At 40.8% G+C, this 17,233-nt stretch carries 15 protein-coding genes; 6 read left to right on the plus strand and 9 right to left on the minus strand.

Annotation, left to right across the window (positions count from 1 at the left end):
• Window positions 1-6: 6 nt before the first annotated feature.
• Both ACVBIU_RS11485 and ACVBIU_RS11490 read right to left on the minus strand, forming a co-directional pair.
• Window positions 7-402 (minus strand): hypothetical protein, encoded by a 396-nt coding sequence (locus tag ACVBIU_RS11485; protein WP_447163776.1) that lies wholly within the window; start codon window positions 400-402, stop codon window positions 7-9.
• Window positions 403-480: 78 nt separating this feature from the next.
• A complete protein-coding gene (locus ACVBIU_RS11490; protein WP_447163775.1) occupies window positions 481-1,329 on the minus strand; it encodes a hypothetical protein in 849 nt (282 codons plus the stop codon).
• 263 nt (window positions 1,330-1,592) lie between these two features.
• On the opposite strand from ACVBIU_RS11490, the gene ACVBIU_RS11495 reads away from it, so the two are divergent.
• Genes ACVBIU_RS11495 through ACVBIU_RS11505 form a run of 3 tightly spaced genes read left to right on the plus strand, consistent with a single transcriptional unit; the run spans window position 1,593 to window position 4,732 of the window.
• Window positions 1,593-2,426, plus strand: a complete 834-nt coding sequence (locus ACVBIU_RS11495) for an HNH endonuclease (protein WP_447163774.1) — start codon at window positions 1,593-1,595, stop codon at window positions 2,424-2,426.
• Window positions 2,427-2,433: 7 nt separating this feature from the next.
• Complete coding sequence (locus ACVBIU_RS11500; protein ID WP_447163773.1) at window positions 2,434-2,823, plus strand: (deoxy)nucleoside triphosphate pyrophosphohydrolase; 390 nt, start codon at window positions 2,434-2,436, stop codon at window positions 2,821-2,823.
• 13 nt (window positions 2,824-2,836) lie between these two features.
• Window positions 2,837-4,732 carry a DNA/RNA helicase domain-containing protein gene (locus ACVBIU_RS11505; RefSeq protein ID WP_447163772.1) on the plus strand — a complete coding sequence of 632 codons (1,896 nt, stop codon included), beginning with the start codon at window positions 2,837-2,839 and terminating at the stop codon, window positions 4,730-4,732.
• 152 nt (window positions 4,733-4,884) lie between these two features.
• On the opposite strand, the gene ACVBIU_RS11510 is transcribed toward ACVBIU_RS11505, so the two are convergent.
• Both ACVBIU_RS11510 and ACVBIU_RS11515 read right to left on the minus strand, forming a co-directional pair.
• A complete protein-coding gene (locus ACVBIU_RS11510; protein ID WP_447163771.1) occupies window positions 4,885-5,457 on the minus strand; it encodes a hypothetical protein in 573 nt (190 codons plus the stop codon).
• 2 nt (window positions 5,458-5,459) lie between these two features.
• Window positions 5,460-7,265 carry a hypothetical protein gene (locus ACVBIU_RS11515; protein WP_447163770.1) on the minus strand — a complete coding sequence of 602 codons (1,806 nt, stop codon included), beginning with the start codon at window positions 7,263-7,265 and terminating at the stop codon, window positions 5,460-5,462.
• 112 nt (window positions 7,266-7,377) lie between these two features.
• On the opposite strand from ACVBIU_RS11515, the gene ACVBIU_RS11520 reads away from it, so the two are divergent.
• Window positions 7,378-8,028: a hypothetical protein gene (locus tag ACVBIU_RS11520; RefSeq protein ID WP_447163769.1), complete on the plus strand. Its 651-nt coding sequence runs from the start codon at window positions 7,378-7,380 to the stop codon at window positions 8,026-8,028.
• A gap of 479 nt (window positions 8,029-8,507) precedes the next feature.
• On the opposite strand, the gene ACVBIU_RS11525 is transcribed toward ACVBIU_RS11520, so the two are convergent.
• Complete coding sequence (locus ACVBIU_RS11525; RefSeq protein ID WP_447163768.1) at window positions 8,508-8,849, minus strand: zinc ribbon domain-containing protein YjdM; 342 nt, start codon at window positions 8,847-8,849, stop codon at window positions 8,508-8,510.
• 1,055 nt (window positions 8,850-9,904) lie between these two features.
• Entirely contained in the window at window positions 9,905-10,627 is a 723-nt protein-coding gene (nfsA, locus tag ACVBIU_RS11530; RefSeq protein WP_447163767.1) for an oxygen-insensitive NADPH nitroreductase, read from the minus strand.
• Window positions 10,628-10,925: 298 nt separating this feature from the next.
• On the opposite strand from nfsA, the gene ACVBIU_RS11535 reads away from it, so the two are divergent.
• Window positions 10,926-11,486, plus strand: coding sequence for a CBS domain-containing protein (locus tag ACVBIU_RS11535; protein ID WP_447161141.1), 561 nt, complete (start codon window positions 10,926-10,928; stop codon window positions 11,484-11,486).
• A 262-nt stretch (window positions 11,487-11,748) separates the two neighbouring features.
• Window positions 11,749-12,747 (plus strand): lipid A deacylase LpxR family protein, encoded by a 999-nt coding sequence (locus ACVBIU_RS11540; RefSeq protein WP_447163766.1) that lies wholly within the window; start codon window positions 11,749-11,751, stop codon window positions 12,745-12,747.
• 54 nt (window positions 12,748-12,801) lie between these two features.
• Here the strand turns inward: ACVBIU_RS11540 and ACVBIU_RS11545 are convergent, their stop codons facing one another.
• From ACVBIU_RS11545 to bshA, 3 genes are read right to left on the minus strand one after another with little or no spacing between them, the layout of a single operon-like run.
• Entirely contained in the window at window positions 12,802-13,623 is an 822-nt protein-coding gene (locus tag ACVBIU_RS11545; RefSeq protein WP_447161139.1) for a hypothetical protein, read from the minus strand.
• A gap of 43 nt (window positions 13,624-13,666) precedes the next feature.
• Window positions 13,667-15,871 (minus strand): cation:dicarboxylate symporter family transporter, encoded by a 2,205-nt coding sequence (locus tag ACVBIU_RS11550; protein ID WP_447163765.1) that lies wholly within the window; start codon window positions 15,869-15,871, stop codon window positions 13,667-13,669.
• Window positions 15,868-17,043 carry an N-acetyl-alpha-D-glucosaminyl L-malate synthase BshA gene (bshA, locus tag ACVBIU_RS11555; RefSeq protein WP_447163764.1) on the minus strand — a complete coding sequence of 392 codons (1,176 nt, stop codon included), beginning with the start codon at window positions 17,041-17,043 and terminating at the stop codon, window positions 15,868-15,870. Before bshA ends, ACVBIU_RS11550 begins: the two co-directional genes overlap by 4 nt.
• Window positions 17,044-17,233: the final 190 nt, after the last annotated feature.

Raw genomic sequence — 17,233 nt, forward strand, 5'->3', positions numbered from 1 at the left:
ATCAAATTAACCTTCAGTAGCATTAGCTGTAAAATCGTGTAAGCAATTAGCGAAAGCATCTTTCTCGCCTGTAGTATTTATCCAACCAGCACTAATACTCTCATTTAGTACAACTTTGCCATCGTTAAACACATCTGCACTCACCAAAAGATAATTAAAACTACCGGTATAAGTTTCTACTCTATAACCATTAGCACGGTTGAATTGTCGAACCTCGAAATTTGTTATACCGGAATGAGACTGTTGAAAGCCATCAGATAAACAATCAACAAAAAATTCAATCTTGTCTATCGGTATGTTGCCCAATGAAACGACAAAAAAGTCATCTTTATCACTACGGGTTGGCGCTGAGCACGCCGAAAGGAATAACAAAGCAAACAAAAGGAAAGAGAGCTGTTTCACAAATACACATCCATATGAGATTTTCATACACAATATCATTTTAGAACAATTAACCATAATCAATTATTAATCAAAGAGCTAAGCAGATAATAACTTTTTAAACGACCTCTCGTAATCACCAAAACCAGAATCCATTAGGCTTTGCTGGTGATAATCAAGCCATAGGGCAATTGCGTTATCTATCCCGAATTGACCTTCGTTCAAAGCTTGTGAGTAAAACGCAGGACTTGTAGTGAGCTTTTCTGCGTTAAACCTTTTACCTTTAATTTCTGTCAGATCCAGCTGACTATCAGGCACATATTTAAGGGAAGTGACTTTACTAAAGACTCTAGGATTAATGTGACGTCCTGATACATAACAATTACGCTTCCAGGCTTGCGCTATACATGCGGCAATATCAGCTCTACATTTCCAGTAACCATAAACCCACAATTCGCAGAAATGATAGCGGTAAATAGCTTCTTCTCCGAGCTCACCGATCTGCTCTCTCATTAAAATTAATGTATCGTATTCATCAGTCGTGTACTTCGTTGTTAACAACCAGCCATCGACTTTACTTCCACCAGCAGCGGGCAACAAGGAGTCCATCCAGTCACCAAACAACTTTGGCTGTTTGTAAAAGTGCCTAAGCTCATACAACTCATCAGTACCACCTTCCAACCACTCCAGTTTTATGCCAAAGAGCATTGCGGCAGCTTGCAACAAATTGCAATCTAACGCCTTCAGAAGTTCGGTCTCATCTTCAACTTGATGAATAGTAAGTTTATAGCCAAAAATACGAGGGATTTGCCCCCTGGCTATTCCATGCGCTTCAAAAAGTCTAATAAAGCGCTGTGCGGTATTAGTAACGATACGCTCAGGGTTACGCCACTTTTTGAACCTATCTCTCAATGAGAAAAATGCTTCGATATCACCTAATCCAACCATGAATAACTTTCCTTATCATATTTAGCCAATCTTGGAGCACTGTATATCCACCATCATATTTCATAATCAACTAGTAATGCAGCCTTATTTTATCGAGTACTATATCCTCGCATTATGCTCAGTAAATCAAGTAGGTCTTAAAGCTTATCTCATCATAATAAGCCGCCTAAATTTACCTAGCAGGGGTTGTTCCAGAGATTGAAAACGTGTAAAAGTACAACTACAAATACTTTTAAAACATAGCCTTACTAGTGGATGACCACATGACGAAAAGTGCGATAGCTCGACTGATTCAGGGGGATAAACTAAACAACAAACAACTGTGTGATACGTTTGGCTGCAGCCCTCAAGGCGGTATGAGAAAGTCTAACTCTACTCATTCACTCGTTATAGTTTCAAACCACATCAAATCTATTTACGATGATAGATGGGACATAGATACACTGCATTATACAGGGATGGGCACTAAGGGCGATCAAAGCCTAAACTTCGCTCAAAATAAAACACTTAAAAACTCTGAAACAAATGGCATATCCGTTCACCTTTTTGAAGTGTTTCGAGATCAAGAATATACCTACACTGGCGAAGTGATCCTAGTCGATGATCCATACACCGAACAACAACCTGATCAAGATGGTAATCTTCGCCAAGTCTATGTTTTCCCCCTTCAACTTAAATCTAAATTTCATAGCATTCTAGCCGAAGATAAACTGCACGTTTATGAAGTAAAACAGAAGAAAGCTAAGAGGCTTAGCATAGAGGAACTAGCTAAACGTGCGACTCAATCGACTCGCAAGGTTAGTTCTTCACTTCAAACCACCACTACCTATGACCGAAATATTTGGGTCGCTGAATATACAAAAAGATTAGCCAACGGAATATGTCAGCTGTGCCATCAACCTGCACCTTTTAATAACCAAAAAGGTGAGCCTTATCTTGAAACCCATCATATTGTATGGCTATCTCGCAATGGTATCGATACTCCAGAAAATACTGTTGCACTATGCCCTAATTGTCATAAAAAAATGCATGTGCTCGACTCAGCAAACGATGTAGCATTGCTCACCAACCGAGTAAGAAAGCTTTTAAACACCTAGAGAGTATATGAAGAAACAAATCGAAGTCGTAGCGGCCATTATTCAACGTGATGGCAAATACCTTACAGTTCAGCGTGGACCCGCAGCTTTAGATTACATAAGCCACAAATGGGAGTTTCCAGGTGGAAAGGTTGAAGCCGGTGAATCTCTTGAGGCGGCTATTGAGCGAGAATTGCAAGAGGAGCTCAAAATAAGTGTAAGCGAGCTGAAGTTACTCACTACCGTAAATCACGAATACCCCGACTTTCATATCACTATGCACTGTTTCCTTTGCCACTTAGAAACGAAGGATGTCACGCTCACTGAGCATATTGACTCGCGTTGGCTCAACAGTACTGAGCTTTGGGATGTTGATTGGGCAGCAGCGGATATCCCCGCCGTAAAGAAATTAACTTAAATAGGGTTATGTAATGATTTTGAGCCAATCTGGTTGGGCTGGAACATGGGGAGACTTTTTAAGTATCCCACAAGACCGTTTCATCAGTGCACTAAGAAGCTTCTATGCCGGGCTCCCCTGGACTAAAGAGCTATCTCCTAGCCAAGAGCATGCCTGGCACATTGAATATGATGTAATGCAGGCAACATTAACCAAAGTCATTACAGATACCAATATTGACTCAAATTTATGCTGGATAGCGTTCGAGCAAGAATTAGTAGGTGAAGGCGGAAAACGTGCTGCGGATGTTAATATCGTTTTGCCCACAGGGGACCTATTCGTTGTAGAGTTCAAGCACAAAACAGCAGCTAGCCAGCAAGAAGTCACTCGGGCGCTGTTTGATTTACAAACCATGATTAAGTTTCACAGTGAGTCCCATCAGTTGGCCGGACACTGTTATCTTGCACTCACAAGGAATGATGCACACAGCTTCGAACATGAAAGCGTCGTTTGTGATATCACCACCGATAGCATTCTTCCTAAATTGACCAAAAAACTGTGTGATTCACTTACAACACAAAATATTAATAAATACGATGTTATCAAGTGGCAGCAAGGATCAATTAATCGCCAACCCAGTATCATTCACGGCACAGTCAGAGTCTTTTTTGATAATGACATCCCTAACCTAAAAACTGATACCGGAAAAAGTATAGAGCAAGCTAGAGAGCACCTAGTTAAGCTATATCAGCATGCCAAGGACAATCAACGGCGTTACCTAGTGGTCATTAATGGACGACCAGGCGCAGGTAAAACACTGCTAGGTATGAGTGTTGTTGCTGATCTAGTGACAATGTACGGAGCCGAAACATGCAAGCCCTTATTCTTATCAGGCAACAGACCATTGGTAGAAGTGCTCCAACACACTTTAGACTTCTACGGCAAACACTCCCAAAAAGAATTACAGATAGATGGACGTAGTGTAATTCAGCACTTAATCAACTTTAAAAAATCTATTCAAAAACAAGTTAGAGAAGAGAACTTTGTCGTTTTTGATGAAGCTCAACGGGCTTGGGAAACTGTGGGCGGTGGAAGCCAGGCATCTGAACTGGACGTATTTTGTAGCTGGTTAGCACAAAAGGAATATGGTGTCCTGGTACTGCTGGTGGGAGATGGTCAAGCTATACATAATAATGAAATGTCTCTTGAAAACATGATGACCTCACTAGGTCATGCTATTCAGCCATTACGAGAGCGAATCACTCCAATTATGCCAGCTATACACGCTCATTTAGTTGAAGGAATCAAACCAAAAATAAGAGATAAGTTTTACTTAAAGACTCCCATTAGACAAAACTATACCGACGATCTTGATAGCTGGATTGAAGCTGTACTCAATGGCAACAGCAAGACGGCCTATGACATAGCAAAACCAATGCGTAATAATTACCCTCTTCGAATTACCACCAGCAAAGCAGCTGGTGATGAATTTGCGCAATCACTGCAATCTACACTGCACGAAGACAACGCAAAAATTGATGCCTTTAGAATCGGGTGGTTAAAATCGAGTAAGTACGATAAAAACAACACCGATATCGCCGAGTTAAAAGGTAATGTAGGCCCCTGGTACGTTGATGCACCTAACTCTCCAGATTCTTGCTGCCAACTACAAACCGCTTGCACAGAGTTCTCCTGCCAAGGTTTAGAGCTATCTATCGGCCTTTTTGAATGGGGACCAGATCTCCACTACCGAAACGGAGTTATGCAGTTATCACCGAACAAAGTTTATCGTAGGAAGTATGATGATTATACCTATGGCAGCTATCGAGTTTTGTTAAGCCGTGGTCGCACCGGACTGGTGGTTAAGTGCAACGATCAAGAGACATATCAATACTTGGTCAGTTGTGGGATGGAAGAGCTCCACATATAATATGTAATTATCTCCTGGACAGAGCCTTCTTTGAGCATTTAATTAATTTTAGTACCATAAAATTAACAGTAGTATGGTAGTTTCTTATTTTCGATTCGCTAGCCAAACTATCTGTTTTGGTTAGCGAATCGAAAACGAAACGAAACTTTGATTTAAGGGATTTCTTGAGTGTAAAACTGACAATGAGGCAATGCTAATCCAAGCAAAAACTTATCAGTTGTTTCAACGGATAAGACCCCATCAGACATGCTTGCAATTGTTTCACCGGCCAAAGAAGTTGCAGCCTCTTGAGGCTCCAAATAGCAGTATTGCTCCAATGGTTCAACTAAATTATCTGGAAGATAATTCTTACCCGTTACAACATACTCTCCAGTTTCGATCTGACTTCTCAAAAAAACGGTAAAACTAGTATCTATGACTTTATCAGGGTCAGTATTTGCCTTAGCAATTTCTTTCAATGACTGGCTTGTTTGTTTGTCAAAGCTTTGCACAATTGATGGAGGCGGCGTACTGAAAAAAAACAACCAGTAAATAACTACTACCATCAATACTACGATTGCAATACTAGAGGTTATTAACAAGCCAATCATAGATTTATTCAAGGTTCGTTGAGAAGAGTATAACCTTGATAACTCACCTCTTTTATCTACTTCAACATCAATTGCATCATTCACTGCTGAGAAATTTGATGTACTAAATGCCTTCTTAGGCTTCAAAACATCCATACTTATGCAACACCTTGCTTTTTATTATCAGAGAAATTGCTATTGGTTATATTTATCAGTGTTTTATCATCAGTATACAAAGGAACATGTACGATCTCTTTTTTGATAACCTCTACAGGAATATCTCTGAATACAACCTTCTCTACGGGTACCTCTTTGATCACTTCTTTAATCGTTGTCTTATATACAGGTTCTCTTGTCATTTTACGTCTATATGTAATATAACGCCTAAAGGTCATGAATAATTTAATTAGCGAATTTCTAATGCCTTTTGCACTTGGGGAACGTTCTCCTCTTTCAGGGATCGTTTTATCCCTTATAACCAATGAAGCTAGGGCTAATATGATTCCAGTAAAGGCGATTAGCAAAGCTAAAGAACCAAACCAAATGCTAGCAACAGTCATCACATCTTTTCGCCTAACATCAGCAGCACTTTCGATCCCCCAGAACCATTGAGCCATTCTGTAAACTTGATTATCGCCCACTTTCACATTAATTTGATTTCTTAGCTCGACTCTCTTGTTCTCGAGATCTAAAATTAACTTATCAATATCTGATATCACCTGACTGTTATTAGCCAGTTTTTCATAATCAGCCTTCCGTACAACCTTATTCTCGTCCTGTTGAAGCTGAAATTGCTCTTCTGTATCGAGTAGCTCTTTTTGATGCTTTACAACAATAGCCTCTATGTCTTTCTCTCGGCTGCCTACGCTTTTGCTAATTTCAACATTCAGCTTTTTAATCTCAGAATTAATAGCACTAATGCGAGTTTCAAATGCGTTTCGGATATCGCTAGAAGCCCTTTGCTGTTCGTTTCGCATTGTTGTTTGCTGACTAGTCGCGTTTAGCCCATTTAGCTTATTACGTAACTCTTCAACTATCTTGCTCTTTTTCTCTATTTTAGCGTTCCATTCTCTTTTTACTGAGCTTGAAGTAAAGAATGCGTCATCAATCTCGACTTTTGCTTCTTCTTGCATCTTTTTCAAAATGAGCTGTTCAGAAGTAAGCTGACTCTGTAATGTTCGCCTCTGGGTAGATAATTCCGTAGATGCATTCTGAATAGCAAAAGATTGCTGCTCCGCTAATCTAGTGCTCTCTTCCTTGCGTTCTTGATATACGACAGCTAACTCTGACTGTTTAGCCTCGACTTGTTGTCTAAGCGAGGTAACAAACTCCGTTTGAATACTCGCTCTAAGGCTCTGAATTCTATCTTGAATGACTAAAGACTGACTTTGACGTTGCTCAGAAATTTTAGAATGCCTTTCGTTATACTCCCTCTCAATTAACTCAGACGTAAGGTTAGCTAGTTTCTCGCGTCGTTCAATTTGCGGAGGAAGGCGCTCTTCGACATTGACTAACTCTTTCTTGTATTTATCAATACTAAAAATTAAAGACTGAAAATTTCGTTCAAAACCGTTCATTGCACTTTCGAATGTTATTAAAGCAATAAAAAGTAAACTGAAACCAAATACAACTTTCCATAACACTCGAGAGGTATGATAAAAAGCTTCTACAAAAGGAATTTTTGTTGCTTCGACAACTGCAACCATTAAGAAAGGAACCGCTGCAATGAATACATTGGTATAATCACCAAATCCCATTTTACCATTTTGATACAGTTGCACTTCAGTGAAACTAGTTACCATTGACATTAAAGCAATAGCGACCCCCATTAGGACTGCAAAAACTTCAATGACCCAAGCAAATCTATATAAGAACCTTCCTACAGTTTCTCTTTCAGGTGAAACCTCTCTAGCTTGAAAATTGGTCTGATTCAATACTATTCCTTCAGTGCTATTAGCATTCATTTTCTACTCTGATATTTTAATATTCGGTTGATAAAAACAATAATGTGATAGAGTATAAACACACAATTAATTAAATTGCCTCCAATAAGTCATCCTGATGCTCAGTATCTATATGAAAACTGCTTTATGTCACATGATAGTATTATTCTTAGTGGGTTGCTCAAGCGGAAATATTAGAACGGGCCAATCTAATGAAGAGAGTGATAGTTCAAATGAAGTATCAACTAATATTAATCCTAATAAGGAAGTACTAGGTAAAGCATCCCCTCAGAAAGTTGAACCAACAGAGCTATCTTCTCCCCAATATAAGAGGAAGTATCCACTAGGAGACATGATACATAAAACCTCAAAGGAACACTCTACCCCACTGATAACACCTAAAGAAGAAAGTAAATCGGCATTAATTATTGATGTTCCCTCCCCTATAAAACCTATTAAAAAACAGAAAAATAGTAGCTCTCAAGAATCTAGAGAAGAATCAATTACCGACGTAATTCCCGAGCTAAACGGGTCAGCCATAGAAGAGCAAAAACTACCGTCCCCTCCCCCCAGTAACAAAGAAGACCCACTCAACAACATATCAGGGCCTCAAACAGATAGTACAGCACAAGAAGCAGCGGCAGGATCACCAATTAGCGCACAGCCAAATGAAGCATTACCAATACCACTCAAAAAAGACATGGAAGAAAATGTAAAAAACAAAAGCACCAAAAAGTGGAATATACAGCGAAGAGTTTCATCAAATAAAAAAATCAAAAAGTAAATTCACCTATATTCACTTACTATGGGATGTAAATAAGCTAAAGGTTATTAAGCAGAAGAAAAACTAACCAATTTAGTTAAAAGAGTGAAACTACCAAATTAAACACTTAGAACAAGATTTTTCAAGGCTATAACCCTTGTGCTTACCAATTCTTGGAAAATCATTTAACTATTTTCAAACATTATTCCCTCCACCACACTAAAGTAACACTTAACGTAACACCTAGAGCAACAAGACCAGCAAAACACACGTAAATACAACCAATTAAACCATAACCAAGAGCCCCGCCGCCTCCACCAATACTAGGTTAGCAATAACCTTCAAAGGCCGCTAAACCCTTACCAGACGGGTTTAGCGGCTTTTTTGTATCTGCAACTTTTCCACACAAATAATTGATACCACCAATTTTAGACACAAAAAAACCTGCACTGGGCAGGTTTTCTGTACATTCAAGCAGTTCTAGCTGCTTGGCAGTTCGATTAGTTCTGTTTTTTAACGAACTTAGACTTAAGCATCATTGGGCCGTGACCATCAACTTTACAGTCAATATCGTGGTCGCCATCAACAAAACGCTTAATAACCGCTTTAGTACCTACTTTAAGTACTAACGAAGAACCCTTAACTTTAAGGTCTTTGATTAGCGTTACTTTGTCTTCTTCAGCCAATAAGTTGCCAACGGCATCCTTTAAGATGATTGCGTCTGGATCCACGATAACTTCGTTTGGATTCCATTCATGAGCACATTCAGGGCAAACTAAGTTTGAGCCATCTTCGTATACGTAGATTGACTCACATTTTGGGCATGGTGGGATAGCGCTCATGGCATTTTCTCTTTAATAAATTATTTGTTGAATCCTATTAATACGTCACACCTAAAGCTGACGATTAAACGACTCACCTTTAAAGACACATTATAATAAAAATTTCGAATATCAGCTAGGCTCAAAAATTAGTCTTGTGAACAGGCCGCATTTTACATATGACATAGTTCGATCAAGTTAACAAAACCACCAAAAACAGATTGATTTACGTTCAACTTATCTAGCTCTAGTTGTTTTTTCAACGCGTGCAAACCACTGCCAACGATTCTGCTCACAGCAAATGATAGATATTGATGTAGCTCTCACCGAATGTGACAACATTCGATTAGCGCCATAATCTGAACTTGGATTGCTAGAGATGGCTTAAAGCGCACACGTCTCTTTCTAGCTTCGACAGTTAGCAAGCCTGAGATAAATACACGAAAGGAGCGTTTTGAACAGAAGTAACTCAAACAGAAAACAAAAAAGGCTTACTAAAAAAGTAAGCCTTGGGAATGAGTGAAAAGCGCGTCGGGGTTAGCCATTACATACAACAACTCAGGGTTATGCTACATCCCTCGTTGACCGCGCTGTAAGCCCAGAAACTACACGGTTGCTACTCTTAGAGCCATGACCTCACACCTACATATTAGCTAACGTCTGCATTTACTTTACACACACTTTACACACACTACATACTCTCATAAATGCTTAGCTAATAGACTTACTACTTACAAAATAGTCACTGTCTAAGATACGCTTTTCATTATTCAGTATAGCCGATTTTCGCCCAGCCACAGGGCTGACAGTCAATATTTACCACTAATTCCCCCCTATTTCAGATGGGGCGAAAATAGCTTATTGTTTTAATAGGCTTTCAGCTTGTTAGCGCTCTCAAATATTATTTTAATGAAATACTAAACGGGTTTAAAAGCATTGACTCAAGCGCGTTTACGCTTAGCTCGAAGGAGCAGAGATTCTAACTGAAGCCTTACCGTTTAAGCACTATGTTCAAACCTCTCAGACGGTCAACAATAACAACAACGGAATCAATTGAAACTTATCCCATAAGGTAGTTACTTAATGCTGAACCCTTGGCTATTAATATACGCTCGCATAAATGGCCTCGACTCTTTATTCAGTGTCGATGTGATCTGTTCTGACCAAGAAACATGTTTATTATTGCTACTTCTAGCAGCGTAGTACTCTCTAACATGTTGATCATAAATGGCGAGTATTGCCTTATCCATCGCTTGATAGCGATCTTGATGCACCACAATACTCAGCGGTAAACGAGGTTTGACTTCAGGCACATTGGCCGGATATCCCAAGCACATGCCAAATAAAGGCATCACGTTTTTAGGCAGACCTAAAAGTGCTGTCACCTGCTCAGGATCATTGCGGATCCCACCAATGTATACGCCTCCTAACCCCAAAGATTCGGCTGCAATGATGGCATTTTGTGCCATTAAACCGGTATCGATAGCCCCTATCAAAGTTTGCTCTGTAAAGCCTAATTGTGCATCGGGATGTACTTGGTGATGGCGATTAAAATCAGCACAGAACACTAAAAACTCAGCTGCCGACTCGACATAACTTTGTCCACCTGCGAGCTTGGCTAACAGCGCCCGAACCTCTGGAGCACTCACACGTATAATGCTGGAGCATTGAATAAAACTTGAGCTAGAGGCGGCATTGGCACAACGTAAAATCTGCTCAAGCTTTGGCGCTTCGATAGCCTGTTCCGTGAAATGCCTAATCGATCGGTGCTGTATAATTGTTGCTATGGTCTGATTCATATTCAGTTGGTTCTCTTATGTTCACAAGACTTAGCCAAGCAGCTACTCTCGCTGGTAATGAAAAAGGTTTTATATTCAATAAGTAGCTGTATTAACTACGCCATATACGACTTAACTAAAACCTAAAACAGTAGAAAAAAACATCGATTTGGTAACAGATACATCAAAAGCTTAACTAAAATTAAATGTAATTCATAATTATTGACCCAACAGGCACTTGAGGAATAGGTTAGTCATTATGGAACGGAGATCACATTCTGCCATCTCGGTCAGCCATTTTTAGTCATGGAGTATTCTGATGCGAAACCTCGAATTATTTAGTACTGCCTCTATCGATCACCTTATGTGGTCAACCAAAGAGTATGAAACCAATCTCAACGAGTCAGCCCTGACTATCTTTACTGATTTTGATCACACTCAACCTATGGTTGTAGACGCCTCGACGACTGCAATTAATACCGCTGAGATTATGGAGAAAACCCATGCCTTTATGCGACTAGTTGTAGATAAAGATAATAAATTTCTAGGAGTCATTAGCAAGCATGAACTGTCCCCACACAGGATGATGAAACTTGCTGCGAAACACTCAATGCATATTAATGAGCTGCAAGTTACCGATATGATGGTAGCGCGTGACGATTTAATGGCTCTTGATTTCCAAGAAGTGCTGACGGCCAATGTCAGCGATGTTGTCAGGACCTTACAAGAGAATGGTTTACATCATATGTTGGTTATCGACCATCAGAAGCACCATATACGTGGGCTTATTTCCGCCAATGATGTGGCCAGAAAACTCAATGTGCCAATTAATATCCAACAGCCACCTTCATTTATGCAAATATTTAAGGCAACAAAATAAGTTAGCTAACTCAAGTCTATTCATAGAGCGATAAACTTGAGCTCTGAGATTAATCAATCTAAACGTCAAACCGTTTCGTTTATCCTCAGCGTTTAACAAAATCCCCTGAGTAACCGCACTGTTACTCAGGCTCGCAGCCTCTTTCCCCCTCATGCCCAGTAGCGCTTGCACCGCTTAATGATTTAAGGCTATGCTAGGTGCGTTAGCGTTATGTAGATCCTAGCCTGAAATCATACATTCCTGACCTATGAGGAGTCATGCATTGACCTTCTTATCTCCCCTGCGAGCATGTTGTGCTCTTAGTTTGGCTAGCGTGCTGGTTTTCATCCCCCGCCCCTCCTTAGCAGATCAATGGCACTTTAGTTTTGATAATGACGTGGTTATTGGTCAAGATGGTGATTACTCCAATGGGTTTGTATTTGGCTGGCAAGCTCTCCCTCAAGCAGACTTTACTCAAGCTCCTTGGCCCTTTAGTTGGCAAAAAAGTTTACGGCTCTCCAGCCATAGCCATACTGCCCAGTGGGGGGCCAAAGTCTATCAAAGGATGTGGACCCCAACTGAGATTAAGTTTGACTATGCTCAGCCCAATGAACGTCCTTACGCCGGCATACTGGAACTTGAAAGCTTTACAGGTAGCTTTAGTGAGACGTTAGCGCAAAAGAACTGGTTTAGCATTGGTGTTATCGGCCCGGTGTCGGGTGCACAGACTATGCAAGAGTTAGTGCATAAAATTACCTCTTCAACCCCTCCTAAAGGATGGCAATATCAAGTCGAAAACCAACTTACTGTGCAACTGGCTTACGAGGTTGATGCATTAGCATTTAGGCAAAAAAGTACTGACGATAGCCAATGGGAACTTAGTGGTTATAGCCATAATATGTTGGGAAATTTTCGCTCAGAGGCGAGCCTTGGCCTTACACTACGCTGGGGAGATGATTTAGTAAAAACATTTGGCCAATTGAGTAGCCATGCAGGTCATTTTGGTCAATACAGCGCGAGTGCACGCCAACATGGTAGCTGGACAGTATACGCCCGTGCGCAAGCGGGATACCGCTTCAACGACCTGACTATTGACGGCTCATTACCCTATGACTCGTACCTGCAGATAAAGCACCAACAAGCCAGAGCTAGCACTGGTGTTATTTGGGCATTCCCCACTTGGTCTGTCAGTTGGAGTTTCGATCTCTACACCAAGGAATATGAGTCAGATCCTGATAAATGGCATGGTTATGGCGTATTGAGTTACAGTTTTATGTTGTAATTCAATAAGGCTTAGCTCGCTGTTAACGCCCTTTTCACGCCTCTGACTCGGCACTTAAAAACTAAAGGCCCAGCCAATCTGTGGGCCCTTTTCAACAAAGTCCATCTGATATTTTACACCATCGACTTCTGAGTCATTGCCAATTTGCAGGTAACGATAACCAATCCACACATTATGTAGGTCGCCGAACCGATATAGAGCCGAGGCATTGAAGCCATAATCTCGATCATTGTCACCATAGATTTTAGTATCGGCGCCTACTGACACGCCCCAAGCTTTTGTCATCCAATATCGATAAGTGGCCCCCACCAACCAGTCGAACAGATGCTCATTCGCAATCGGTACCTGAGTATTAATATTGATCAGTCCATCATCACTCAATGGTTTTATATTTAAATCAATTTTACTAAAGATATGCCGGACACCTGTAAATACACGCAAGCCAGGCGCGACTTCATAGCCCGCTAGCAAATCGTTAACGGCTAAATGCATATCGGTTTCGACATTGTGACCCGGGGAGATAATACCGCCAGAGATGGGCCCTTTAAGGCCCTCGGTCTGACTATCACTTTTAATCCTTAGGTAATTAACTCTAAGGCTATAGAGCCAATCCCCTTTCTGAGCATACAGCTCACCAATAACACCGAAGTTCAAGTTATCAATGATGTCTTTAAACGGCACGTCGATATCAACTCGCTCGCTATCTGCAGCAATTGAGCCAGAGATATCTGGCGCCCAAACCATGGGGAAAGCGATTAAATAGTTCCACTGCAGCTCTCCCTCATCATAGGAATCCGGGCCAACCTCATACTCTTCACTTGCAAAGACTGTAGAGTGAGTCATCAACATGAGTAATACCAAAGACGCTTTTTTCACCCGCTATACTCCTAACCATTTATGGCCCATTGTTTATCGACACTTAATCTACCCAATGCAACACATCTTTAATAACCGACCACCTAGGCTGTTTTGGTTTAGCGTTCTCACCTAAAATCCAATATCCATAGAGCTTGTCGACAAAACCTGACGACTTTTGTAGCTCCAACCAACTGTTTAAAAAGGTTTGTAATGACCCATTGTCAAGAGCCACCGCATAGGATGCTGGAAATGATTTAATCTCTTCTCGATTATAAAGAGTGGTGTATTCTGGGTATAATATTGTCCAGGTTTTACCGGCCTCTAGGCTTATCATCAAGCCATCCCATGTATTACCGTCGTCTTCAAAAAACATCCTATCCGATTGTATGGTTTCAAATTCAAGGTTAGGAAATTTCTCCTCTAAATGCGGAATGATTGAATAGCTGCCAACAGAAGCGATGCGAACTTTGCCCGCATCTTGGATCAATTTATCGGTTTTAAACTCATCGGCTCGATGGTCTTTCACCACAAAGGCGTAGTGCAGATCGAGTACAGGCGTAGTAAAGCCCACCAGCTCTAATCGCTGAGTTGTCATCTGCAAGCCCGATATCGCAATATCAAACTGGCCTTGATTAATCCCTTCAAGTACATTAGCAAAAGTATAAGGGATGAACGCAATGCTTAGATCCATCTCTTGGGCTAACTTTTTCATTAGCTCAACATCAAAGCCAACCAACTTTTGCTCCGCATTGTAGAAAGAAAACGGCACTTGTATCGGGTTATAGCCGACTCTAAGTACACCACTTTCTCTTATCTGTTGTACACTGCGAGGCCCATTCGCTGCTGCGACATCCCCCCAACTGTATGCGATCACTTGATCCGGCACTTTTTCTGCAGAGCTCATCTGCGCAACCACCTCATCCATCTCATATTCAGTATCTACAATCGAACTCAATAACCAACTTGAGCCTAACAAACATATACCAATAAACACTGGCGTTAACGCACTGTATATAACTAAACGCTTCATGCTGATTTTCGCGACACCCACCAGCATTGCCGTGCCGCCAACCGCTAAAATAAAGATATTCATCGCTGCTAATAACGAGGTAAAGCGACTGGTAAACAAACTTGAAACCATATAAAGCTGGAATAAGTCAGAAGACAGCTCTAATGAATCTAGCAACATAGGGATAGTTAAATAGACACTACCAAACAGGCTAACCAGACCATTTAATGACATAGGTAGATAAGTCAAAAAATCCAGCTCTTGGCCAGAAAACCACGCCGCAAACAGGACAAACACAATAGTAAGTAACTTACCGAGGTTAGGGAAACTAAACACAACCGGAATGATGATATTGGCATAATCATCACTTTGCTGACTGCCAATATTATATTTATGGAATAACTCTTTAGTCCGCTCAATTAAAATCGGGATCACGATAAAAATATTACCCGCTGCAAATGCGGTGACCATGGCATCTTTAGCAATACCGGTTATATCGCGATAAGAAAATGGCGTGATCACGGCCAGAATGGCTGGTAACACCCAATAAGTTAAAATAATAGTCATCACTACATGAGCAACAAAATACACCTGCAGCTTTTGAAACTCATCGAAATCCATGGTACCAGCTGTTGCGGCAGTCATGGCAAAAATGCCTATAGGCATCAACTTTACAATGCTTTGAGTCACTTTATTAAACGACTCACCCAATAGCTGCATCGGCTTCATTAACGAGTCTTTATTGTCGATAGAGATAAGCGCTATTCCCGTTGCAACACAAAATAGAACAATCGCAGGAATATAACTATTTGATAATGAGAAGAATGGATTTGAAGGGATATAAATATCAAGCAGATTAATCGAATTAGGATCTTCAAGCGCTGTCAGGCTAAAGAACTCCCCTGCCTGCCAGTCAGGAAATGTGTACTTAATAAAGTACATCGTCAGCAAACCAAAAGCCCAGATAACCAACATTAACTTACCGACTTTCACGCCAAGAGATTTGGCTTGCTCCATACTTAGGCTACCTAAGCTAGAAATCAAAGATACGATAATGTACGGAATAATGGTCATCTGCAGCAGCTTAATAAAAGCATCACCGATAACCGACATCCAGGCCAACATCTCACCAAAAAACAATCCCGCAGCAATACCTGCTGCAAACGACAATAACACCAACGTCGACATACTCATTTTTTGTTTTGGCTTATCGGCAGACTCTTTTTCTGGCGCTATTGCTGCAGTTTTGCTGGTCATATAATGCCTCCTTGCTGACCCATATCGGCTACCTCTGTTTGAGAGTCCTTAATGGCGTCTTGATAACACTTAAGATATTGTAAAATCTTCTCTTCTGGATTAAACAGTTTAGCCGCTCGAGCTCTTCCAGCCTTGCCTAGATTTTGTTGCGTGTGTGGTTCAGTCAAGATGCGCTCCATGGCTTTGGCCATACCTAACGCATCATTAGGGTCAAACATAAAACCTGTTTTACCATTGTCTACCACTTCAGGAACACCATCGACGTTACTGCTAACCGTTGGAACGCCACAGGCCATCGCTTCGAGTAACACCATACTAAAAGACTCTCGATAACTCGGTTGGATCATGCAATCAGCATTAGGGAGATAATGCTCAACATGGGTAGCATCTCCCACAAAGACAACATGCTTTAAAATCCCCAACTTTTCACATTGCTGCTTGATACCATCAATATCAGGGCCACTCCCGAGCAGTACCAGCCGAGCTTTGACTTTCCTAAGTAGCATGTGAAATGAGCGGATCACTGTGTCGCTGTTTTTTAGCGGCCTAAAATTAGACACATGCATCACGATTTTCTCATCGTCTCTCGCTAACTGACGTCGAACATTAATGTCTGCAAATTTGGGGGAGAAAACGTCTAAATCAATAAAATTATGAATAACATCAATCGACTTACTTTTATCGAAATGACTGTATATATAGTTACGTTGATAGCTCGAAACCGTCGTGACCTTACTACTTTTATGGATACTGAAACGATTAAGTGGATACAGAGGTTTATCTTGACCAACAATCGTCACATCGGTGCCATGAATAGTCGTGATGGTTGGAAACTTATGCTCGGTGATTTCACCCGCTAGATAAGCGCATAATGAGTGAGGAATGGAGTAGTGTGCATGTACAACATCAAGCTTAAATTGCTCGACCACTTCCACTATTTTAGCCGTCAATGCAAATGTATATAGAGGATCGGAAAACAGGGGGTAATTAATGGCTTCAACGGAGTGAAAGAATAAGCATTCTGAATCCTCTATCAATTTAAAAGGCCGAACACTGGAGATAAAGTGAACTTCATGGCCAAGCTTAGCAAGCCCTAACCCTAATTCTGTTGCTACCAGCCCCGAGCCCCCGATACTTGGGTGGCACACTATCCCTATGCGCATCTTCGACATAAATTCCTCACCACCAAAACAGTTAAGAGAATGTTACAGCAAAAGAAAACTTAGCATCATTAGGAACTTAATCCAAGTAAATCCTTTTACGCTATTAATGAATAGTTATCATGAAAATAAAGGTGAATATTAGCGGTTGATGTCATCATTCGAGCCGATATGGTGAGTCACACCTTTCCCTCAACTCTTA

This window comes from Shewanella sp. 30m-14 (genome assembly GCF_052977125.1).

What these genes read in the sequence shown, in the direction of transcription:
- ACVBIU_RS11510 (WP_447163771.1), bottom strand. Translation starts at nt 5,457, where the DNA reads ATGGATGTTTTGAAGCCTAAGAAGGCATTTAGTACATCAAATTTCTCA.
- ACVBIU_RS11500 (WP_447163773.1), top strand. Translation starts at nt 2,434, where the DNA reads ATGAAGAAACAAATCGAAGTCGTAGCGGCCATTATTCAACGTGATGGC.
- ACVBIU_RS11515 (WP_447163770.1), bottom strand. Translation starts at nt 7,265, where the DNA reads ATGAATGCTAATAGCACTGAAGGAATAGTATTGAATCAGACCAATTTT.
- ACVBIU_RS11495 (WP_447163774.1), top strand. Translation starts at nt 1,593, where the DNA reads ATGACGAAAAGTGCGATAGCTCGACTGATTCAGGGGGATAAACTAAAC.
- ACVBIU_RS11490 (WP_447163775.1), bottom strand. Translation starts at nt 1,329, where the DNA reads ATGGTTGGATTAGGTGATATCGAAGCATTTTTCTCATTGAGAGATAGG.
- ACVBIU_RS11550 (WP_447163765.1), bottom strand. Translation starts at nt 15,871, where the DNA reads ATGACCAGCAAAACTGCAGCAATAGCGCCAGAAAAAGAGTCTGCCGAT.
- ACVBIU_RS11525 (WP_447163768.1), bottom strand. Translation starts at nt 8,849, where the DNA reads ATGAGCGCTATCCCACCATGCCCAAAATGTGAGTCAATCTACGTATAC.
- nfsA (WP_447163767.1), bottom strand. Translation starts at nt 10,627, where the DNA reads ATGAATCAGACCATAGCAACAATTATACAGCACCGATCGATTAGGCAT.
- ACVBIU_RS11505 (WP_447163772.1), top strand. Translation starts at nt 2,837, where the DNA reads ATGATTTTGAGCCAATCTGGTTGGGCTGGAACATGGGGAGACTTTTTA.
- ACVBIU_RS11520 (WP_447163769.1), top strand. Translation starts at nt 7,378, where the DNA reads ATGAAAACTGCTTTATGTCACATGATAGTATTATTCTTAGTGGGTTGC.
- bshA (WP_447163764.1), bottom strand. Translation starts at nt 17,043, where the DNA reads ATGTCGAAGATGCGCATAGGGATAGTGTGCCACCCAAGTATCGGGGGC.
- ACVBIU_RS11535 (WP_447161141.1), top strand. Translation starts at nt 10,926, where the DNA reads ATGCGAAACCTCGAATTATTTAGTACTGCCTCTATCGATCACCTTATG.